General features: G+C 50.6%; 25 protein-coding genes and 2 tRNA genes. 17 read left to right on the forward strand and 10 right to left on the reverse strand.

Annotated elements, in window-relative coordinates:
• Positions 1-288: 288 nt before the first annotated feature.
• Positions 289-365 (forward strand) — tRNA-Asn (locus tag CWI71_RS10720).
• Between the two features lie 30 nt (positions 366-395).
• Positions 396-472: transfer RNA gene (locus CWI71_RS10725), tRNA-Asn, on the forward strand.
• Between the two features lie 16 nt (positions 473-488).
• On the opposite strand, the gene CWI71_RS10730 is transcribed toward CWI71_RS10725, so the two are convergent.
• A complete protein-coding gene (locus tag CWI71_RS10730; protein WP_126755265.1) occupies positions 489-1,556 on the reverse strand; it encodes a glycosyltransferase family protein in 1,068 nt (355 codons plus the stop codon).
• Positions 1,557-1,582: 26 nt separating this feature from the next.
• Entirely contained in the window at positions 1,583-2,107 is a 525-nt protein-coding gene (locus CWI71_RS10735) for a phosphatase PAP2 family protein (protein WP_157981093.1), read from the reverse strand.
• A gap of 199 nt (positions 2,108-2,306) precedes the next feature.
• Between CWI71_RS10735 and rsxA the strand changes: the two genes are divergently transcribed.
• The 13 genes from rsxA to CWI71_RS12120 all read left to right on the forward strand — a co-directional run bounded on the left by rsxA (position 2,307) and on the right by CWI71_RS12120 (position 11,762).
• The gene (gene rsxA, locus CWI71_RS10740; RefSeq protein WP_126755267.1) at positions 2,307-2,891 is read left to right on the forward strand and encodes an electron transport complex subunit RsxA; all 585 of its coding nucleotides are present in this window, start codon (positions 2,307-2,309) and stop codon (positions 2,889-2,891) included.
• Positions 2,888-3,451, forward strand: a complete 564-nt coding sequence (rsxB, locus tag CWI71_RS10745) for an electron transport complex subunit RsxB (protein WP_126755268.1) — start codon at positions 2,888-2,890, stop codon at positions 3,449-3,451. The genes rsxA and rsxB overlap by 4 nt, the downstream gene beginning before the upstream one ends.
• The gene (rsxC, locus tag CWI71_RS10750) at positions 3,451-5,034 is read left to right on the forward strand and encodes an electron transport complex subunit RsxC (RefSeq protein WP_126755269.1); all 1,584 of its coding nucleotides are present in this window, start codon (positions 3,451-3,453) and stop codon (positions 5,032-5,034) included. Before rsxB ends, rsxC begins: the two co-directional genes overlap by 1 nt.
• A gap of 6 nt (positions 5,035-5,040) precedes the next feature.
• A complete protein-coding gene (gene rsxD / locus CWI71_RS10755; protein ID WP_126755270.1) occupies positions 5,041-6,099 on the forward strand; it encodes an electron transport complex subunit RsxD in 1,059 nt (352 codons plus the stop codon).
• Positions 6,096-6,728 (forward strand): electron transport complex subunit RsxG, encoded by a 633-nt coding sequence (gene rsxG / locus CWI71_RS10760; RefSeq protein WP_126755271.1) that lies wholly within the window; start codon positions 6,096-6,098, stop codon positions 6,726-6,728. The genes rsxD and rsxG overlap by 4 nt, the downstream gene beginning before the upstream one ends.
• The gene (locus CWI71_RS10765) at positions 6,728-7,414 is read left to right on the forward strand and encodes an electron transport complex subunit E (RefSeq protein WP_420849308.1); all 687 of its coding nucleotides are present in this window, start codon (positions 6,728-6,730) and stop codon (positions 7,412-7,414) included. The genes rsxG and CWI71_RS10765 overlap by 1 nt, the downstream gene beginning before the upstream one ends.
• 27 nt (positions 7,415-7,441) lie before the next feature.
• Complete coding sequence (gene nth, locus CWI71_RS10770; protein ID WP_126755272.1) at positions 7,442-8,080, forward strand: endonuclease III; 639 nt, start codon at positions 7,442-7,444, stop codon at positions 8,078-8,080.
• A gap of 24 nt (positions 8,081-8,104) precedes the next feature.
• On the forward strand, positions 8,105-8,503 hold the full coding sequence (gene gloA / locus CWI71_RS10775) for a lactoylglutathione lyase (protein ID WP_126755273.1): 399 nt from the start codon (positions 8,105-8,107) through the stop codon (positions 8,501-8,503).
• A gap of 20 nt (positions 8,504-8,523) precedes the next feature.
• Positions 8,524-9,150, forward strand: a complete 627-nt coding sequence (gene rnt, locus CWI71_RS10780) for a ribonuclease T (protein WP_420849309.1) — start codon at positions 8,524-8,526, stop codon at positions 9,148-9,150.
• A gap of 14 nt (positions 9,151-9,164) precedes the next feature.
• Positions 9,165-9,863, forward strand: coding sequence for a DUF5020 family protein (locus CWI71_RS10785; RefSeq protein ID WP_241967717.1), 699 nt, complete (start codon positions 9,165-9,167; stop codon positions 9,861-9,863).
• A gap of 29 nt (positions 9,864-9,892) precedes the next feature.
• Positions 9,893-10,519: a DUF2238 domain-containing protein gene (locus CWI71_RS10790; RefSeq protein ID WP_198678776.1), complete on the forward strand. Its 627-nt coding sequence runs from the start codon at positions 9,893-9,895 to the stop codon at positions 10,517-10,519.
• Positions 10,520-10,539: 20 nt separating this feature from the next.
• A complete protein-coding gene (locus tag CWI71_RS10795) occupies positions 10,540-10,866 on the forward strand; it encodes a DUF1330 domain-containing protein (protein WP_126755275.1) in 327 nt (108 codons plus the stop codon).
• A 440-nt stretch (positions 10,867-11,306) separates the two neighbouring features.
• Positions 11,307-11,762, forward strand: a complete 456-nt coding sequence (locus tag CWI71_RS12120) for a zeta toxin family protein (RefSeq protein ID WP_275069880.1) — start codon at positions 11,307-11,309, stop codon at positions 11,760-11,762.
• A gap of 570 nt (positions 11,763-12,332) precedes the next feature.
• On the opposite strand, the gene CWI71_RS10805 is transcribed toward CWI71_RS12120, so the two are convergent.
• The 3 genes from CWI71_RS10805 to CWI71_RS10815 all read right to left on the reverse strand — a co-directional run bounded on the left by CWI71_RS10805 (position 12,333) and on the right by CWI71_RS10815 (position 16,043).
• Positions 12,333-13,301, reverse strand: coding sequence for an Acg family FMN-binding oxidoreductase (locus tag CWI71_RS10805; protein WP_126755276.1), 969 nt, complete (start codon positions 13,299-13,301; stop codon positions 12,333-12,335).
• A gap of 71 nt (positions 13,302-13,372) precedes the next feature.
• Positions 13,373-14,662, reverse strand: a complete 1,290-nt coding sequence (locus CWI71_RS10810) for a serine hydrolase domain-containing protein (protein ID WP_126755277.1) — start codon at positions 14,660-14,662, stop codon at positions 13,373-13,375.
• 124 nt (positions 14,663-14,786) lie between these two features.
• Complete coding sequence (locus tag CWI71_RS10815) at positions 14,787-16,043, reverse strand: DEAD/DEAH box helicase (protein WP_126755278.1); 1,257 nt, start codon at positions 16,041-16,043, stop codon at positions 14,787-14,789.
• 291 nt (positions 16,044-16,334) lie between these two features.
• Here CWI71_RS10815 and CWI71_RS10820 point away from each other — a divergent pair, with 291 nt between their 5' ends.
• Positions 16,335-16,727, forward strand: a complete 393-nt coding sequence (locus tag CWI71_RS10820) for a hypothetical protein (protein ID WP_126755279.1) — start codon at positions 16,335-16,337, stop codon at positions 16,725-16,727.
• Positions 16,728-16,759: 32 nt separating this feature from the next.
• On the opposite strand, the gene CWI71_RS10825 is transcribed toward CWI71_RS10820, so the two are convergent.
• Entirely contained in the window at positions 16,760-17,668 is a 909-nt protein-coding gene (locus tag CWI71_RS10825; protein ID WP_126755280.1) for a LysR family transcriptional regulator, read from the reverse strand.
• Between the two features lie 106 nt (positions 17,669-17,774).
• On the opposite strand from CWI71_RS10825, the gene CWI71_RS10830 reads away from it, so the two are divergent.
• Positions 17,775-17,969, forward strand: coding sequence for a hypothetical protein (locus tag CWI71_RS10830; protein ID WP_126755281.1), 195 nt, complete (start codon positions 17,775-17,777; stop codon positions 17,967-17,969).
• A gap of 41 nt (positions 17,970-18,010) precedes the next feature.
• Here CWI71_RS10830 and CWI71_RS10835 read toward each other — a convergent pair whose 3' ends face one another.
• From CWI71_RS10835 to CWI71_RS10850, 4 genes are all read right to left on the reverse strand, one after another.
• Positions 18,011-18,826 (reverse strand): hypothetical protein, encoded by an 816-nt coding sequence (locus CWI71_RS10835; protein ID WP_126755282.1) that lies wholly within the window; start codon positions 18,824-18,826, stop codon positions 18,011-18,013.
• 80 nt (positions 18,827-18,906) lie between these two features.
• On the reverse strand, positions 18,907-20,064 hold the full coding sequence (locus tag CWI71_RS10840) for a Shedu immune nuclease family protein (RefSeq protein WP_126755283.1): 1,158 nt from the start codon (positions 20,062-20,064) through the stop codon (positions 18,907-18,909).
• Between the two features lie 499 nt (positions 20,065-20,563).
• The gene (locus CWI71_RS10845) at positions 20,564-20,974 is read right to left on the reverse strand and encodes a hypothetical protein (protein ID WP_126755284.1); all 411 of its coding nucleotides are present in this window, start codon (positions 20,972-20,974) and stop codon (positions 20,564-20,566) included.
• Between the two features lie 46 nt (positions 20,975-21,020).
• Positions 21,021-21,169 (reverse strand): integrase core domain-containing protein (locus CWI71_RS10850; protein ID WP_157981051.1); only part of this gene is annotated, 149 nt, incomplete at its 5' end.

Raw genomic sequence — 21,169 nt, forward strand, 5'->3', positions numbered from 1 at the left:
GAATCCGTTGCTATCTGGCGTAACTTAAGGCTTCTCACACATCTACCCACAAGGTTATCCACAGATTTAGTGGATAAGATCGGCAACCCCATGAATGACGCGGATTACACCTTACTGTGGATAACCGTGAGCGATTGCGCACTATGCGTTATGTCATAGTCAGGCGTCCGGCGACGACTTGACAAAATTATTTTTGCCAGCCCTGCGCAGAAAACGCGCAAACGCTCATTTTTACTATTGACAGCCCGCGCGGGCACCTTTAACATTCGCATCCGTTGTTAGATGAGTTCCCCAGTAGCTCAGTTGGTTAGAGCGGTGGACTGTTAATCCATGTGTCGTTGGTTCGAATCCAACCTGGGGAGCCAACTCTCATCAACAACAGATTCCCTATCGATTCCCCAGTAGCTCAGTTGGTTAGAGCGGTGGACTGTTAATCCATGTGTCGTTGGTTCGAATCCAACCTGGGGAGCCACATTGCTCCTTTATCCTCACAGCAAAGCTAAATCATGTCGTAGTAAATCGCGGTAATCTCCCGTTTCAGCCCGACGCCACAAACGTCGACTTAGTTCTGCGATCGGCACTTCTGCGCCCTGCGCTAACCAGTTTGCTAAAGCCGTTGCCACATCAGGCCAATAACACTGATGGCGTTGCCCATGGGCAAACCAGTCCGCCAGACCTTGTGCGGATAAATCGCTCAGATACGTCGCCAGTCCCAGTTGTTGCAGACAACGGGCATTTGCCAGTTGCTCAAACTGCCCTGCCAAGGGGCGCACCAACAGTTTTTTACCATAAGCGAGCGCCTCACAGCTGGTTTCAAAGCCGGCATTACTGACAATTCCTTCGGCGCGAACAAAATGACGCGCGAATTGCTGACGTGACGGCGGATAGTACTCAATACCGGCAATACGCTGCCGCTTGGCATCAGGATGAAATACACTGAAACTGTAGTGCGGAAACTTTACCAATAGCCGATGTACGCTTAGCAATGACTCAAATGGCAGGTACACCAGATAATGCCCTGCCTGAGGTTTTTCGGCCGCAGCACGGTGATGCACAATTGGCGGCAGTATATGCGAGCCTTCATTGACCCAATGCATACCTACAATGTCACGCGCCGGTGCGAACCATTTTAATAGCTGCTGATAAACTTTAGGAATGCGCAGCGTCTGCGTGGGCCGGAAGAAGGCATACTGGCGACCCATCCCAATGCAGCGCTTAGCTTGCCGCCGGGCAGCCCAGGCAACCACAGGCTCATAATCAGTAACAACCAGATCATAAGGGCTCAGGTCCAGTGCATTCACGTCGCGCCAGAACTGTTTCCAGTCGTTCTGTTGCAAGGTCGCGCGCAGGTCAATACGGCCTTGATTCACGGCAAAGGTCAGGCCTTTACGCCACTGCCAGTCGCCAAACGCCTGCATATCGAAAAAGTGCTCAGGCGCCCGGCCTGACACCAGATAGTCAACCTGTACCGGCTCGTGAGCGAGCGCTTCAGCAAGTGCGGTACAACGGCTTAAATGGCCGTTCCCGGTACCTTGTACTCCCAACAGTATTCGCATGTTCATCTCCTTCAATATTGCTTACATTACGCGCGCATCAGCAGTGCAAGTTGCGCCAAAACAGTCCCCAGCAGTGCGCCGGCAACAATATCGCCCGGATAATGCACGCCAAGCAGTACCCGCGACGCGCCCACTGCTGCCGCCCAGAGCAACCAAAGCGGCATCAATTCAGGGAAAAAAGTGGTCGCCAGACCAGCAAACAAAAACGCTGCGGTGGTATGCCCGGAGGGGAAGCTAAATTGATCGTGGGCTTTGATCACGGCCGTAATCGATAAGGCCTGATAAGGTCGGGGGCGTTTTAACACCCGTTTAATGACAATAAAAAGTGGGACTTCAATGGCATAGCCAACTGCCATGGAGAGCAGCAACGCCCTGCCATCGTGGGGCGCAATCAGGTACAGTAGTACCGCGACAAGGGCATAACAGTAGCCGTCACCCGAGCGCGACAACCAACGTAGCCAGGACTGCTGCGAAAAGGCCTTAGCGTGTCGGGAACACCAACAAAACCACTGCTGGTCATAGCGACTTAAGGTAGCTAGCCAACGTACCATAACAGGCTCCTTCGTTCCTGTGGTGACAGCTAAGGTACGCGCGCGAGATGGCGGTTTTGCGACAATCTGATGAAAATTACGTGACAACATCTGCTAAGTCCGCACAAAAAGTGGAATAACACTACAGTCTGTCGGTTGTTTCAAAGCGCCAAACATTCGATAATACGCAGGTATTTAAACGCTAATTTGGACGATTCACATGGGTGAGTATTTGCTGTTGCTGGTGGCAACGGTACTAGTCAACAATTTTGTGCTCGTGAAGTTTCTCGGCTTATGCCCGTTTATGGGGGTGTCGAACAAGCTCGAGACGGCGGTGGGCATGTCAGCGGCGACGACATTTGTGCTGACGCTGGCGTCAGTGTGTTCCTATCTGGTAAACCATTACCTGCTGCAGCCACTTGACTTAATGGCGCTACAAACGCTGAGTTTCATTCTGGTAATTGCCGTTGTCGTGCAGTTCACCGAAATGGTAGTGCATAAAACCAGCCCCACCCTTTATCGCCTGCTGGGTATCTTTCTGCCGCTTATCACCACCAACTGCGCGGTGCTGGGCGTGGCTCTGTTGAACATTAACGAGCAGCATAATTTTGTGCAGTCCATTGTCTATGGCTTTGGCGCCGCCCTTGGTTTTTCCTTAGTCCTGATTCTGTTTTCGGCGCTGCGCGAGCGACTCGCCGCCGCCGATGTTCCCTTACCGTTTAAAGGTGCGGCGGTAGGAATGATCACCGCCGGACTCATGTCGCTGGCGTTCATGGGCTTTAGCGGATTGGTGACGTTATCATGAGTGTTGTAACCGCCCTTATTGCGCTTGGCGTACTCGCGCTCATTTTCGGTATTGTTTTAGGCTTTGCCGCGGTGCGCTTTAAAGTCGAAAGCGACCCTATTGTTGATCAGATCGATGCACTGCTACCGCAGACCCAATGTGGACAATGCGGATATCCGGGCTGCCGCCCCTACGCTGAGGCCATTGCCAATGGCGATGACATTAATAAGTGCCCACCAGGTGGTGAGGCCACTATTAAAGCATTGGCAGACCTGTTAGGCGTTGAAGCCAAACCGCTGGATGCGGCACACGGCCAGGAAGACGTGAAAAAAGTCGCGGTAATCCGGGAGGACGAATGTATCGGCTGCACCAAGTGTATTCAGGCTTGCCCGGTAGACGCCATTTTAGGCGCCGCCAAGCAGATGCATACCATTATCGCGCACGAGTGCACCGGTTGTGACCTCTGTGTCGAGCCCTGCCCGGTGGACTGTATTGATATGGTGCCGGTGCCTACCCGTCCGGAGAACTGGCAGTGGGATCTGGAACAGATTCCGGTGCAAATTGTGGAGGCAAAGCAGTAATGTCCTCAAACGCCCATCTAAAAGACATTGAAGCCGGACACATCTGGAGCTTCCCCGGCGGGATTCATCCGCCTGAGCGTAAAGAACTGTCGAATCAGACAGCCATTGCCACCATGCCACTGGCCGACCATTACGTGGTGCCGGTGAAGCAACATTCCGGCGCCGCTGGTGAGATCTGCGTCGCTGTCGGCGAACGCGTGTTAAAGGGGCAGCCGTTAACCCACTCCGGCGTTAGCATGGGGCTGCCGGTTCACGCGCCGACCTCAGGCACCATCACCGCTATTGGTCCGGGCCGTATCGCACACCCGTCGGGCATGGCCGATGTCGTCATTCGGATTGCCGCCGATGGTAAAGATGAAGCTTTCGCGCAACAAGGCATCAGCGATTACACCGAAGTCGCCCGCGCTGAGTTATTAGAGCGCGTGCGCGCCGCAGGTATTGCCGGGTTAGGCGGTGCAGGCTTTCCCACTGCGCAAAAACTGGCGCTGCAACGCCCGATTGATTACCTGATTATTAACGGCGTTGAGTGTGAACCCTATATCAGCGCCGATGACCGGCTGATGCGCGAACACGCGCAAACTATTTTAGACGGTGCCCAGATATTGCTGCATCTGGCTCATGCACAAAAGGGTCTGGTGGCCATTGAAGACAATAAGCCCGAAGCCATTGCGGCAATGCGCGAAGCACTGGCGGACTATCCGCAGTTCAGTTTACGCGTGGTACCGACCAAATACCCTTCCGGCGGCGAGAAGCAACTGATTCAGTTGCTGACCGGGCGTCAGGTCCCCAGCCGTGGGCTGCCGATTGATATTGGCTTGCTGATGCAAAACGTCGGCACGGCGTACGCAATCAGCCAGGCCGTTCGTCAGGGGCAACCGCTGATTCAGCGCGTGGTCACGGTGACAGGTGAAGCGGTACGTCGCCCCGGTAATTACTGGGTGCGTATTGGCTCCACGGTTGCTGAGGTGCTGCGTGAAGCCGGATTCGAACGTGAGTCGCCAGAGCAGCGGGTGATCATGGGCGGCCCGATGATGGGTTTTACCCTGCCTGACACCGACGTGCCGGTGGTAAAAATTACCAACTGTCTGCTCCTGCCAGGCATGAAAGAACTCGCGCCCGCCCAGCAGGAAATGCCCTGCATTCGCTGTGGCGCCTGCTCTGATGTTTGTCCGGCGGTGTTGTTGCCACAACAACTCCAGTGGCTGGCCAAAGCGAAAGACTACGAAGGCCTCGAGCAGCAGAACCTGTTTGACTGCATTGAGTGCGGTGCCTGCGCCTACGTGTGCCCCAGTGAAATACCGCTGGTACATTATTATCGCAAAGCAAAAGCGGAAATTCGTAACATTGCCCGCGAGAAAGCCAAGGCTGAAAACGCGCGTGAGCGCTTCGAGGCACGCCAGCAACGCTTAGAGCGTGAAAAAGAGGAGCGCCTGGAGCGCCACCGTAAAGCCGCAGAGGCGCGTAAGAAAGCCCAGGCAGAGCAGGTCAAAGCCGGGGGCGAGAACCCGCAGGACGCAGTTCAGGCAGCAATTGCACGCGCCAAAGCCCGTAAAGCTGCGCAGCAAAAGAAGAACGAGGACTAATCAAGCATGACATTCAAACTCGCGGCCTCGCCCCACAGCCACCAGCGCCGAACCACCCAACAGGTGATGCGCTGGGTCTATATGGCGCTGATTCCGGGCATTCTGACGCTGATTTACTTCTTTGGCTGGGGTGTAGTCTGGCAACTGGGGCTGGCGATCCTGACCGCCTGGGCCGCTGAGGCTGGCTGTATGCTGTTACGCAACCGCCCGGTGCGCTTCGCCTGGCGCGATCATACCGCACTGGTGACGGCGATCTTACTCGCCATTAGTATTCCCGGTCTGGCGCCCTGGTGGATCATTGTCATCGGTACCGCCTTTGCCATTATTGTGGTGAAGCACGTTTACGGCGGCGTCGGTCAGAACATCTTTAATCCGGCCATGGCCGGCTACGTGGTGCTGCTGATCAGCTTTCCGGTGCAAATGACCAGTTGGCCACTACCGCAGCAAATCAGCCAGTTTGATCTCGGCTTTCTTGATGCCGCCTCAGTAATTTTCACCGGCTTTACCCCGGCGGGCTATAATCTTGAACAGTTACGCATGGGCGCTGATGGCTTAACCATGGCCACACCACTGGACAGCCTGCGCACTGCGCTTAACCACCAGTTAACCATGAGCGAAGCGCTGCAACGCCCTATTTTTGGTGATTACGCAGGCCTTGGCTGGCAATGGGTCAACCTGGCGTTCCTGCTTGGCGGGCTGGTACTGCTTAAGCAACGCATTATCAGCTGGCATATTCCGGGTGGCTTCTTGCTGGGTCTGCTGGTTCCGGCCGCAGTAGTGTGGATGTTTGCGCCAGAGCAAAGCGTTTCGCCGGTCATGCACATGCTTAGCGGTGCCACCATGTTGGGCGCATTTTTTATTGCCACCGACCCGGTGACCGCGGCGACCTCGAATCGTGGGCGTCTGTACTTTGGCCTGCTGATCGGCTTTTTGGTTTTTGTCATCCGCACCTGGGGCGGCTATCCTGATGGCGTCGCCTTTGCTGTGCTGCTGGCCAATATGGCCGTGCCCATCATTGACAAATACACGCAACCGGTCACCTATGGCCATGGAGAACACCCATGATTGCCAAAAGTATGCAACGCAACGGCCTCATTCTTGCGGCCTTTGCCGTCGTCGCGACATTGTTGGTGATGTTGACTGCACGGCTAACCGCCGAGCCGATTGCCCGCGAGCAACAGCGTGAGCTATTGCAGGTGCTGAACCAGTTACTGCCGGCTGAGCTACATGACAACGATCTTTATGCTTCGTGCCGGCTGATTGAGCACCCGGCGCTGGCGACGCAACCCACGCCCATGTACCTGGCGCGACAAAACGGTAGGCCGAGTGCGGCCGCCCTGGAAGTGGTGGCACCTAATGGTTACTCCGGCGCGATCCGATTACTGGTTGCGATTAAATGGGACGGCACTGTGGCCGGTGTACGTACCTTGCAACATCAGGAAACGCCGGGCCTGGGCGATAAAATTGAGATCCGCAAAAGCGACTGGATCACCAGTTTTAATGGCATGACAGTGCAAGGCAATGACGACACGCGCTGGGCTGTCACCCGCGACGGTGGCGTGTTCGATCAGTTTACCGGCGCAACCATCACGCCACGTGCCGTGGTGCAGGCGGTCAAGCGCAGCGTACTGGCCTTTAAAGCCAATAAAGACGAATGGGCGCAACAGCCAACGAACTGTGGAGGAGCGGCCTGATGAGTTACAAAGACATTACCCTGAATGGGCTGTGGGAAAACAACCCGGCACTGGTACAGTTACTTGGACTGTGCCCGTTACTCGCGGTGACCGCGACCGTTACCAACGCGTTGGGGCTGGGACTGGCCACCTTGCTGGTGCTGATTGGCTCCAATATTACCGTGTCGCTGGTGCGCGAGTGGGTACCAAAAGAAATCCGCATTCCGGTATTCGTAATGGTCATCGCGACCTTCGTGACAGTTATTCAGTTACTAATGAACGCCTACGTGTATGGACTGTATCAGTCACTGGGTATATTTATTCCGCTAATCGTCACCAACTGCGCCATTATTGGCCGCGCCGAAGCCTTTGCCTCGAAAAACCCATGGCGTCGCGCTGCCTACGATGGCTTGATGATGGGGCTGGGCTTTACCCTGGTGCTGATTGTGCTTGGCGGCATTCGTGAAGTGATTGGCAATGGTACCCTGTTTGACGGTGCCGACCTACTTCTCGGCGACTGGGCAGCAGCGCTGCGCATTGAGATTTTTGCTGTTGACTACCCATTGTTACTGGCCATTTTGCCGCCCGGGGCCTTCATTGCCATGGGCTTTATTATTGCCATTAAAAATACCATTGACCATTACCGCGAACAGCGCGCCAGCAAGCCGGTAAAAGAAGTCACGAGGGTACGGGTCACCGCCCAATAAACCAAGCAGACAGATAACGAAGCGAGCATGAATAAAGAAAAACGTATTGAGATACTGAAACGTTTTCGGGACAACAATCCTAACCCGACCACAGAGCTCGAGTTCAATTCAGACTTTGAGCTGTTAATCGCCGTGCTACTTTCAGCGCAGGCAACCGATGTCGGGGTGAATAAAGCCACGCGCAAACTCTTCCCGGTAGCGGATAACCCGCAGGACATGTTGGATCTCGGTGTCGATGGGGTAAAAGATTACATTAAAACCATTGGCTTATTTAATTCCAAAGCCGAGAACATCATCAAAACCTGTAAGATTCTGGTCGACAAGTATGACGGCGAAGTGCCCGAAGATCGCGAAGCACTCGAAGCCCTGCCCGGTGTGGGACGTAAAACCGCCAACGTGGTACTGAACACGGCCTTTGGCTGGCCGACTATTGCGGTCGACACGCATATCTTCCGGGTTGCCAATCGCACTAAGTTCGCCCCCGGTAAAACCGTGCGGGCCGTCGAAGATCGCCTCGAAAAGGTTATTCCGAGCGAGTTTAAGGTCGACGCGCATCACTGGTTTATTCTGCATGGCCGCTATACCTGCATTGCACGTAAGCCCCGCTGCGGCAGCTGCATCATTGAAGACTTGTGCGAATACAAACATAAAACTTCAGACGACTAACGCCACAAAGCAAGGAGTACGACAGTGAGAATGTTACATACCATGTTGCGCGTGGGTGACTTAGAGCGCTCCATCAAATTTTATACCGACCTGATGGGCATGCAGCTGCTGCGTCAGTCGGACAACGAAGAATACCAATACACCCTCGCTTTTGTTGGCTATGGTGATGAGAAAGATCACACCGTACTTGAGCTGACCTACAACTGGGACAAAAGCGAATACGAGATGGGCGAAGCCTATGGCCACATCGCCATTGGCGTAGACGATATTTACGGCTTCTGCGAGCAGCTTGAAGCCAAAGGTGCGGATGTCTATCGCAAACCGGGTCCAGTAAAAGGTGGCAAAACCCTGATTGCTTTTGTGCGTGACCCAGACGGTTACCCGATTGAACTGATTGAACGCCAGGCCAGCGACGACTTATGATCAATGACGACGCAAGTTTAATGAAGCAGCGATTTCGTGGCTACCTGCCGGTGGTCATTGACGTAGAGACCGCCGGTTTTAACTCAAAGACCGACGCACTGCTGGAAATTGCCGCGGTCACCCTCGCCTTTGACGATGATGGCTGGCTGCATCCTGATCAAACCATTCATTACCATGTGGACCCATTTGAAGGTGCCAACATTGAGCAGGCTGCGCTCGACTTTAACGGCATTGATCCGAACTCGCCCCTGCGCGGCGCGGTGCCTGAAGAAGAAGCTTTAAAAGAATTATTCAAGCCCATCCGCAAGGCACAAAAGGCCGCCGGGTGTCAGCGCTCGGTGCTGGTCGGTCACAATGCCACCTTTGATTTAGGCTTTGTCATGGCTGCTGCTGAACGCTGCAACATAAAACGCAACCCGTTTCATCCTTTTGTCACCTTTGACACCGCCGCACTGGCCGCCCTGACACTGGGCCAAACGGTGCTGATTAAAGCCTGTCAGGCCGCCGGAATTGCTTTTGACAGCAAAGAAGCGCACTCGGCGCTGTATGACACCGAGCGCACCGCCGAGCTTTTTTGCTGGATGATCAACCGCTACAAAAACTTAGGTGGCTGGCCGCTGGCAGCACAACCTTTTCGCGATGAATAACTGAGGACTTTAACTTGAACAAGCCTGTTGTCATGGCCGCGCTGGTGGCGGCCACTGTTGGTACCCTTCCCGCTGCAAACGCCGAAATGTTATGGCAGGACGTCAGCCTTACCTATCTGAATGGACAGAACTATAAGCTCGGTGACAGTGACCGCCAGGTGGTGACCTTCGAGCACGCTGCCGCCCATAATTGGGGCGACTCATTTTTGTTTGTTGATCGGCTCGACTCAAGCGACGGTTTTACCGAAACCTATGCCGAAATTTCACCACGTTTTAGTGTGATGAAATTCGCCGACGATAACTTTTTTAGCGGTCTTTACGTGGCCACCACCTGGGAAATTGGCGACGGTTTTGACAACTATCTGGTCGGTCTGGGCACCGATTTAAAACTTCCTGGCTTTGATTACTTTCAACTGAACGGCTATCGCCGCAGCAATGAGTTTTTTGAAAGCAATTATCAGCTGACCGCGGTCTGGGGCTTACAACTGAGCGGAGAATTCTACTACGACGGTTTCATGGACTGGTCGTCAGCCAGCACCGGTCACGCGGCCGAGATGAACTTTACTTCTCAGCTGAAATATAACGTCGGCCCGGCGCTCGGTATCGACAACCGCTTCTACCTGGGCGTTGAATACGCGCACTGGAATAATAAATTTGGCATTGACGGAGTGGACGAACGTAATTTAAATTTGTTGCTTAAATTACATTTCTGATCGCCAAAAATAACAATAAGGATCGTCCCATGACTGTAATGGCACCGACGTATACTGGCTGGCAAATTCGTATTCCCCACTTTCTTGCGCTGGTCATTATTGCCACTATGGTATGGTCCTACATTAATCCGGCCGATAGGACGGTATGGTGGGCGGAAATGGTGCCGATTATGGCCATTTTCGCCGGCCTTGCCGCCACGTATTCTAAGTTCCGCTTCAGTAACACCAGCTATGTGCTGATGAGCGTTTTACTGATCCTGCATACCATTGGCGCTCATTACACTTTCGCCAACGTGCCGTTCGCCTGGGTCACCGACACCTTCGGGTTTGAGCGCAACCATTACGATCGTATCGCGCACTTCACTGTCGGCTTTTACGCCTACCCCGCTGCCGAGCTACTGGTTCGCAAGCAATGGGCCCGTCCTGCGTGTGCCATGTTCTTCGGCTTGTTCTTTATCATGGCTGTAGCCGCCGCCTACGAGCTGATTGAGTGGCAATTTGCCGTGATTGAAGGCGGTAACGCCGGTATTGAGTTCCTTGGCTCGCAAGGCGACATCTGGGACGCACAAAAAGACATTCTGGCGGACACCCTCGGCGCTCTCTTCGCACTCGCGCTATTCGCCAACTCGCGCTGGGCACGACAGCGCGTCGAATAAAACCAACAAGGAGCTTCGCCATGGCCGTTTACGCCCTGAACCTTTTCGACGTCTCGAATAAAGACGAATATCTCGCCTACGCCCGCCGCTCCGTGAAAGAAGTGCAGGCGCATGGCGGCAAAGTTGTCTCTTTAGGTAAATTTCGTGAAGCCGCGCAAGGTGACCTTACCCCGCGCTCGGTTCTTATACTGGTTGAATGGGAATCTAAAGCAGCGTTCGACAGCTACTGTAACGACCCTGACCTCGCCGACCTGCACCCACATCGCGAGAACGGCACTTCGAATTACATCTGGCATCTGTTTGATAAGCTGGATGACTTGCGGCCGATATTGAAAGGTAGTGATTGATGGAAATAGCAAAAGCCTGATAAAAGCTCGGTAACCGCTGTGTATTCGCTGTTGGCTGTCTCTATCAAACCGCTTGATTTTGTGACAAATCTCGTTGCTTCCGCTTTCTGAAAAATAGCTCACTTAGCTCTTTTAAAGTTTTCATAAAACAACCCATGTATTGTTTTTGATTCACTTTACTACTTATACGTTGTTTTACCGTTGATCCAGCGGAAAAGTTTGTCTGGCACTAGCCCCTTGGCAGATGGTTATGGGCGGATCACAACCCGACACTCGGCAATGGGTTCATTAGGGGACAGGTAAATTAGGCTTTACCTACAGAAATGTTGGTGCGACACTCAAAGCACATCGTTTAGGATAAGCTAGTGATGAAACTCTCACCAGATGAAGAACTGATAGCTTAGCGGGCGATTAAGTTCGCGAAAGCAAACAGAACGCAGATTGCGCGAAATCTAACGGACAAACTACAATTTCCATCTGAGAAAAAACCTGTTTCGGTCTTTATGGCGGGTTCACCTGGAGCCGGAAAAACCGAAGCGTCAAAGCTGTTTTTAGAAGAGATCGGTGCGAACACTGTCATCAGATTGGATCCTGACGATCTCAGGCACTATTTCGAGGAATATCGCGGTACTAACTCATACTTGTTTCAGTCAGCGGTTTCTTTCATTGTCGAGCGAACTTCGGATTTTGCATTTAAAAATGGTCAATCGTTTTTGTTAGATGGGACGTTGTCTAACCATGGAGTTGCGCACCGAAATATCGAACGCTCATTACGAAGAAACAGGCACGTCTTGATACTGTTTGTTTATCAGAAGCCTGAATTTGCTTGGGAGTTTGTTCAAGCACGTGAAAAAGAAGAAGGCCGTAGAATTGAACCAGCCGTATTCGTTGAGTAGTTCTTAGGTGCGCAAACAGTAGTAAATGGACTAAAGGGCGAATTTGGCAGTCGAATACAGGTAGATTTGTTGGTCAAAAATAATAAGGGCCATACGCGCTTCTATCATGATAATGTTGACGAGATTGAGCGCTACCTAGCAGAACGGTACACTCGCAAACAGCTTCTCGAGCTGATAAAATAGCGCGCCCTCGAAGTTGCAGTAGAACTATATAGAGGGATAGAGCGTGGAAATATTAAGGTAATCGATAATGATCGGGATATTCAAAAAGAAAGCTACAGAGAGTTCGAACCTATCGAACTTCGTACGCAACGCTAAATCGCGTGACAAGAAGCGTGTTTACGCACGCGTAATCGATCGTGCTATTGCAGAGCAAAATGCCGTTGTGGATCGTCAGAAAAAAGTAGCGAACAGTTAGTCGTCTCCTTCTGAGCCAAATTTACTGAAAAAGCCCCCTAGCTTTTTAAAGTTAGGGGCTTTTTTGTTGCTTACTCGTCGAAATAGTAACTCCCTTAGTACACAAATCGGACTGTTATCTATCTGCCAGACAACCTTAACCGCCAATCAGGCTCATTCGACCACATCACCAAGACTCCGCCGCGGTGTAGCGTCAATGTCCTCTTTCGGGTAGCCAAGGCGGAGCAGAATCTGCGGACAGCCGTCATGGCTTAGCAGTCGTTGCAGTTTAGGTCGTAGCCAGGCGACCTGAATGGGTTGGTTAAGATAGGAAGCTTGCAGGCCTTCAGCATGGGCAGATAGCAATAATTTTTGTAATGCCTGGCCCGCTGCCAGCCAGTCATTCACGTTATCTTCCGGCGTGCCAAGCACCACCAGCGCGGGCGAATCCTCGGCTACTTGCTTGTCCATACCACCGATAAGTTTGCCCATATTGAAGTTACGGACCATAAAGCGCGCTAGCGGAGCAATGAGTGCTGGCACAGTCAGTCCATCGCCCTGGCGCCGCGAATGCATCCAGGCCGCAAGCTCCTTTCGCCACTTAGGGTTGGACCACTGAGCTGCGTCCCCTTTTGCGACAAGCTCAGCGACTTTCTGCCGGTAATCTTTCGTTTCGATAACCTCAAGCCAGGCGTTTTCTGTTGCTACCGCAGATGACAACGATTTTAGCGTCGCTACCGAAACCTTTTTCGATGCAAACGATTTGCGGTAAGTTCTGCGGCCGTTAATCGAGTCGAATAACTCGCCCTCTTCTGCCGATTCCGACGCGTGTTTGTTAAACGAGATCGTGGCAAGCAGGTCCCGATCGTCGGGGTTCGGGCAGGCATCAATTTCGACTGCTATCCCTGCATGCGCCGCGGCGACACGCAAATTCATTAAAGCGCAGCCACAACTGATGGTGAGCTCGCGGTCATCGGGATCATTCGCCGGAAGCGATCGCGTTCTATCGGCAAACAACATGATGGCGCCATCAGCCATCCCAAAGCGCCAGGGCTGGGTGTTATGGCTGGAAGGAGCAAGAATGGCGCACTTCAGCAGCGACCGCAGTTGCTCCTCAGAGATGGCAGTGTTGGTTGAGTTCATAGTGACGCGCTCTCATAACGAAGGGCTTGCACTAGTTATAGATTGCGGCGCAGAACACTGCAATGTCTCAATCACAGATGGCGTAGTGCCTCAATTTGCTGTTTCGCGTGTGCCGTTTCAGAAGCCGGGAACTGCTGAACAATGTACTCATAGAGCTTCAATGCTTCTGCGACACGCCCACGCTGCGCATCAGCCAAATAATCCGCGGTCTTGCTGAGCTCATCAACTTCCTCAGAGAAATCGTAGATCTCACGCTCATTCTGAGAAATATCAGCATACCACTGCATGGCGTGGTCATAGCCATCGTAAACGATTCGCGTACGCAGATTCATGTAGATTGAGGCAAGCGGAACGGTGTACTCATTGCCGCGTAAAATAGCATCGATAGTGTTGGTCAAGTCGCCGACATTAAAGTTCTTATTATTGGTCAGCAAGAGCACCGTAAATTGCTCGCCGGGATTGTGATACAACGAAGACTCAAAATTATAATTCGAGCCATGATGGTAGTGATACACCAAGGTGTCACCATCAAAAAGGCTGTGCCCCAGTGGCGATTGATTACCGTCATAGCCAGCGAATAGCTCATAAAGCGAGTCTTTACTGATCAGCTTGTAGGTGTGCAGGCCCTCAACCCAGTGATATAAATCTTGCGCTGTCAGTTGCACCCAGCCCGACATATAAGGGGCGTAGTCGTCTTCAATGAAACGATTATTAAATGCTTTGGCGAACTTCTCAGCGTCAGCGGCCAGATCGATCGCAGCGGAATCCATGCCAAGCGGCCTCAGCATATGCTGTTCAACGAATGCATTAAACGACATGCCGGAGACTTTTTCGACAATGCGTTTACGCAAAAATACATTGTGATTGTTATAGCCATACGCCGTGCCTGGCTCGAATTCGAGTTGTTCCAGCGCGCGCAGAAACTGCCATACGTCGTCATCCAGCGGTTCGCTCGGATAGCTTGGCGCCGGCAAGCCGCTGGTGTATTGCATCAGATTGCGGATGCTGACGCGCCCGGACCATAGCGGCAGCTCAGGAAAGTAGTCAGAAACTTTGTCATCGAGTGATAGCTTGCCCTGCTCTTTTAACATCATCAGGGCAACGCCATCGAACTCTTTTGCTATGGAGCCAATGTTGAAACGTAAGTCCATTTCCAACATTTGCTTTTGACCGCCGTCGGCAAAACCAACGGCGTTCTGGTAAACGATTTCGCCTTTTTCGGCGACCAGTACATTGCCGTTAAAAATACCGCGCGCATGGGCTGCGTTCATGAGCGCGTCTATTTTCTCTGCTTTGCTTTGCGCTAGCGCAGTACCGCTTGCAAGCAGCAAGGTAAGCAGTGCAAGGATTACGTTTTTCATTATTTTTGTTGCTCGATCTGATAAAAAATTGTGAAAATTCTATCAGAAAAGTCAAAAGCAACTGGTAAGGCCTGACACAGCTTCGCTAAACTCTTAATTCATACGGCTGTGTCAGTCTTTCTTTTTAATCACCTTTGCGTTGACTGTTTTTGCCCTTCGGCTGGCTCTTGGGCTGATTGCCACCGCGACCCTGCGGCTTGCGCGGTGGGCGCGGAGTTTTCTTCGGCGGTGGCGTTTTGCCGGTAAGCTCAACGTCGGTAAAACCTTCTAATTTACGGCGCTCAATGGGTTGGCCAATGAGTCGCTCGATGGCTTTTAAGGTTTTAAACTCTTCATCCATGACCAGTGAGATGGCATGACCCACCTGTCCGGCGCGACCGGTACGGCCAATGCGATGCACATAATCTTCTGCCACCTGCGGCAGATCGTAATTGATCACGTACGGTAATTTTTCGATATCCAATCCGCGCGCGGCAATATCGGTTGCGACCAACACCTGTACGTTGCCGGCTTTAAAGTCCGCCAACGCTTTGGTGCGCGCGCCCTGGCTTTTATTGCCGTGAATGGCTGCTGCCAGGAAGCCGTCGGCATCTAACTGTCGTACCAGACGATTGGCGCCGTGTTTGGTACGCGAAAACACAATGACTTGCGGCAAGTTCAGATTGCGTAAGATCTGCATGAGCATACGCGGCTTTTCACTCTTTTGTGCCGCATACAAGGTCTGTTCAATACGCTCTGCGGTGGCATTCGGTGGCGCCACGGAAATCTCGACCGGCTTGTGCACCAGCGTTTTCGCAAGGTCACGGATTTCCTTTGAAAATGTCGCCGAAAACATCAGCGTCTGGCGCTTGGTCGGTAATAGCCGGATAATTTTTCGAATGTCGTGAATAAAGCCCATGTCGAGCATACGGTCGGCTTCATCTAGCACCATAACTTCCAGTTTCGGGAAGCGAATGGCGTTTTGCTGATACAAATCGAGCAGACGACCTGGTGTTGCCACGAGAATATCGACGCCTTTGCGTAGCTTCATCATCTGCGGATTAATTTTCACGCCGCCAAAAACGACCGCGTAATTAAGTGGCAAACCAGCGCCATAAGTGGCAACACTCTCACCTACCTGCGCAGCAAGCTCGCGCGTCGGCGTTAGAATAAGCACGCGCGCAGTGTTTGGCTTGGCGCGCTCATTATCTTTGAGCATTTCTAAAATCGGTAAGGTAAAGCCAGCGGTCTTACCCGTGCCCGTTTGTGCTGCCGCCATCACGTCATTCCCAGCAAGTACGGCAGGAATCGCTTGCGCCTGAATTGGCGTGGGTTCGGTATAACCCTGGCGAGTGAGGGCGTCTAGAATTTCAGGGCAAAGTCCGAGTTCAGAAAAAGTCATGTATAAATGTGCAACCTAATAATGATAAGAACGTGCATTCTACCTTAGTGAGGCGCGCGCTGCAGTTTATTTCACTCGTTGGTGTGCTATCGCGCCCGAGCTACGCTCTGCTCGGCGCCCTGCCCGCTTTCTATTCGTTCTCATGGCCGGATGCTGCCAGAAGCGCCGCCCTTATCTCTATAATATTATTGGTTTTTTGTGCTTTCCTTGTCTAATGTTAAGTAAGTGACAGGCAATCAGAGCTGTTATTCGTAGACGAATTTAATTATCGATCTTTATTTGGAGGTGGGTATGAGCAACGAAGAGAATGTACCAACGCAATTTGGTATTTTTTATCCAACGGGTTATATCGTCGTGGCGTTTCCGGAAAAGGACGATGCCTGCAAGGTACAAGAAGATTTAATGACAGGCGGATACGAAGAATCTGAGTGCAAGCTTTACGAAGCCGATAAAATTGCCTCCATCGCGAAAAGCCATCTTGACGACGCTGGCCCCTTAGCGAAGTTAGGAGCAAGTGACCAATATGAGAAAAAGCACTTAGAAGCCGCAAAAGATGGTTGTACGTTCTTGGTCATTCACGCACCTAATAAGGATGATGCAGAACGTGTCATGCGTGTCGTTCGTCGGGTATCGTTTGAATTCGCTCACCGCTACCAACATCTGGCAATCCGAGATTTAAAGTGAGCACTTTGGGTAAACGTGCAGTGTTTGCTTAGTCAAAGCTCCCATTCGTGGCGTTTCGGAACAAAAAAGTCCAAAAATGCCCGGACTTTCGCCTGAACCGGTCGCGACGGATGGTAGTAAACATACACCTTAGCGCCCTGCCACCACACGTCCTGAAGCACCGGCGCCAAACGCCCTTGCCTGAGTTTTTCCTGAATGGTGGTGGTGTTCACCGGTGCGTTAATGAGCCCAAGTCCCGCCTCGGCTAACTCTAATAGGCCCGCGACAGTTTTAATTTGGCAGGTGGGCGTCACATAGTTGGGCTCGCCGTTGTTGCGACCTGCGATAAGTACATTGCTGGGTTGGTTGTGCAGGTAGCCAATGACCTTGTGCCTGGCAAGCTCGTCGATGCTGGTGGGCGTACCGTTTTTCTTCAGGTAGTCAGGCGACGCGAAGATGCCATAAGCAGAAGACCATAAGGCCTGACGTTTTAAGCCCGGGTAACGCTCGCCGAGATACGCACCGACGGCCCAAAATACATCGTAATCGTCGTCAATAATGTCAATCAGTGACTCCTTCACATCCAGCGAGATGCCAAGCTCCGGATACTCTGAGGTAAATTCCGCCAGCCAGGGAATGAGTGTTTCTTTTAGCATATCGTTTGACTGACAAACGACGCGTAGCTCGCCCGTTACAGATGTTTCCTGGCTATGCCCCCAGCGGACCAGCGCGGTGTAATGCTCAAGCGATGCTTCAGATTTCTTCTTGAACTCAAGACCGAACTCGGTCAGTTCAAGCTTGCGCCTAGTGCGAATAAAAAGCGCCTGGTTGAGCTCGCTCTCAAGCCGACGTATTTGCTTGCTAATCGCCATCACGGTTTTTGCTTCGGCTTCAGCAACTCTCGACATATTGCCGGTCTCGGCGACCTTGCAAAAAATGTCTAAATCTCGCGGGTGAAACACGTTTAAACCTTTTGTTTAGTTTTGCTATATTATTAATCCATTTATTTATACACCGCAAGTCTTTACCATTCCCACCTTAACTAACGACGTACAACAAGGGGATATCATGCCATTGCATGCGCCTGAATGGATCATACTGCTCACCATTATAGCGATGTCGCTTTACAGTCTTTGGGAGTCCGACAAAGTCAAAAAAGCCATCATTAGCGGGAAAAAGACCAAGATCCGAGCCTATCAGGAGGCCATGCTCTTTTTGTGGGTGCCAACGCTGCTGTTACTGGCCATTGACAGGTGGGCCTAACGCTTTGCTCACCGAGTAATTTGTCCGTGTGTAGCAACTTGTTATACATCGCTTTTAACCAGACCAAAATTTAAATCGATCAAAATAGATGAAAGATCTACACTCCTTTTTTCACAATATTCCTTTAACAAAAGCATGACGGGATGCGGCGAATCTTTAGTAACGGACTGAAGCCTTAGTTTGCGTTCGAAAAAATTTGAGTCCTCGTCGTCATATAACAATCCATAGCTTTCCAAAATAGCGATGTGGTTATAGGCCTCTTTGGGGTCCATACTTACAACGTACTGAAATTCGTTGACTGAGAAGTGACCATCGTGAGCATCGGCACGATTCACCACTAGCAAAAGTATTTTCCTAGTAACAGGTGAGATTTTGTGAAGCAACTGGAGTAATTGGTTCATCTCATCGAGATAAATTGGGATTTCCTCAGCCTCAATCCAACCCTCATCTACAAAAACTTGGGCAGACTGCGGAGGAACAGGCTCGTAGGCAAGAGCAACGTCATACACATCATTTGCAAGTGAATCCAATACTTTCTCGAACTTTGCCTCATGAGATCGCTTGATTTCTTTCATTTTCGACACAGGAAATCTAGCAACATCGTCCGTTTCTTTGTGGTGACGATGGCACATTAGAAGCAAATTTTCGAATTGTCTTCGCTGCTCGTTACTTTGGCTGGCATTAAAGCGAGGCCCTCCTACAGCCGCAGCTTCTATGTGACAAAGCTGCGCAACGTAGATACCGTTAAAATCTACAATCGGATGCAGACAGCCAGGAAAAGCACAGACGTTTCCAGATTTTAAAAATAACTCGCGAAGAACTTCCGGCTTTGGAGTTAAACGTTTAACCTCTTCCACAGTTACCTCGTGATGTATAACGCCGTGCTCTGCGGCAAATTTGAAGTGCAGCGGAAAATTTGTCCAACAGCAGCACTTTGTTAGCTTTCGTGGTGCTGGACAATGAATTTTGCGCGCTCATAAAGTTCATCAAATGTAATAATTTCAGGATTACTGGTATTTTTACGAAGAAGCTCGAATGACCTTAGTTTATCCCTGTTCACGCCTTGCTCCGATAAAAACTCACCCATTCTGCCTATTACCAAATAGGACTTAGGCTGGTAATTATAAATTTCTTCGCCAGTTGGGTTACCTTCACTATCGCTAGGATTGATTCTGCTAGATAGATTTTCCACTGCAGACGCAACGGTACCTTGGACTTGTGCTATCGCACCAGCCAATTCTTTTGAAGGTGCCCAGCAGCCGGACCGATAAGGCTTAGCCTCTAATAGAGCTGTTGTGTGGGTTTTAATTTCAACAAAGCATAAGTTGGAAATAATGCCCTTTGTCTTCATAAGAGCATCAACACGCTTACCGTGCGAATCTACGCTATGCCCTTGGACTACTTGTTCTAGCTTTTTATCATCGAGACTGGACAAAAAAATGTAACCTAGTCCATAACCAAATACCCAAGGGTTCTTTTCAAAGTACTTTTGCCATAGAGCTTCATTAGAACATTTCTTTCTGTCCTTTAAATCGTCAAAGTAGCTTTGATCATGCAGAAGATTGTTATAAACACCTAACTGCTTTTTTCGAAATCCCACCGCGACTAGGTCTTCTGTAGTTACCTCGGATTTTAGTGCTTCAGCAAACAATTCCTGATTTTCAACAAGAAATGTTTTTGCTTGATGAGTAGTCAAAGCTACTTTTCGAAGCTCTTCATCAGAAATATTTACTTTGGCTCTATTTTTGAAATCTACAGCTTGTATATTTGCTAAAAACTCACAGAATCGACCTATTTCTTCACCCACAAATGAAAACCCAGATCCATAAGGCTGCCCTGTTTCTGACACAAACTTTTGGACAGTTAAGACGAAAGTTTGCCTAGTATCTTCTAAGAACTTCGCTGTTATATAGGTTTTAGCGTCTGGCTTCTTTCTTAAAACTACCTCGTCGCGTTCCTTTGCATATTCATAGCCATTTTCAGAGGGTAGAATTTTAGACGCGATACGAACCCTACGCTCCTTATCGCCAAAAGCTCGGAGTGATGGGCTTATATAGGTTTTACCCGGTAGGGGGTTCTGATAATCGTCATCCATAGTTTCGATTTCTACTCCGAGAAGCTAACATTTGTATATTGTGCGTGCGCATTTAGAAACTCGTCCAATTGATAGTTTTCGGTTCTTAATTTACTGATCAAGCGAGCATTCCTGACTTGAAAGGTCCCGAGTTAGCAAAGGCAATTTGAGAATGCTCAGTTACACTTTATCGAGCGCACAATATCCAACCTTTATTTTTTGTTATGTAATTGACAGTAAACGACTTAAATACACAACACAACAACAAAACGCGCAATATTGCCGACGTGAATGTGCCATGCACCGCTAGCGACACCCACACTTACTAATAACGGGACAGCTAGTCACTAATTGGAGTAATTTGAAAGTCAGAAGGTCCGCTGTTCGCTCGTTCCAGACATTGGTCTTGTCTTGTTGGACTGGTTCGTGCCAACAGCGGATGTTAGCGGTCAGCTCAGCGGTGCCCTTGTATCAAAGCGAAAAAGAGCATCCGGTTGAGGGCCCGAACTCGAACTAAATGCTAAGACTCATCATCATCGTGATACTCCTGATCAAAAAGGCCCTCTTGCAAAGGAGTCATTTTTGACGCAGGTATTTCCTGAGTTGCCACGTCGAGTATAGGATCCAACGCCTTACAAAGTGCTGCGTGCCTCCTTTTTCTATTGCCAAGGTCAGAGGATGCCCTAATAGATCTTCCGTAACTCACGACCTGCGATGAGAATTCTTCATCATCTGCATCAGAACTAATATATCTATTGACCTCCTTGGAAAAGCTGTCGAGAGCTTCTCTAAACTCACCTCTTTTTTCTTGAGTCAGCGGGAGTTGATTTTGATGCAAGGCTAGGTAAAGGAACAGCGAGTAAAAGTCTGTCTTCTTTTTCCAACGTGTATTTTTTATATCTGGGAGCAATTGCTCAAGTTCATAAATCACGGTTCTAAACGTTGAAATTGTAGTTGCCCCCGCTAAAACGGACAGTTTAACTTGCCACTTTAAGAGCTCGATACTCTCGCGGTGACATCATTTTCAATCCGCTGTGCGGATGGTAATTGTTGTAATCTTCGAACCATTCAGCGAGCTTGGTTAATACCGTAGCTGCATCAGGGCGGTCATTCAGATATACATAAT

The sequence above is a fragment of the Pseudidiomarina insulisalsae genome (assembly GCF_003987065.1).
Lineage (GTDB): Bacteria > Pseudomonadota > Gammaproteobacteria > Enterobacterales > Alteromonadaceae > Pseudidiomarina > Pseudidiomarina insulisalsae.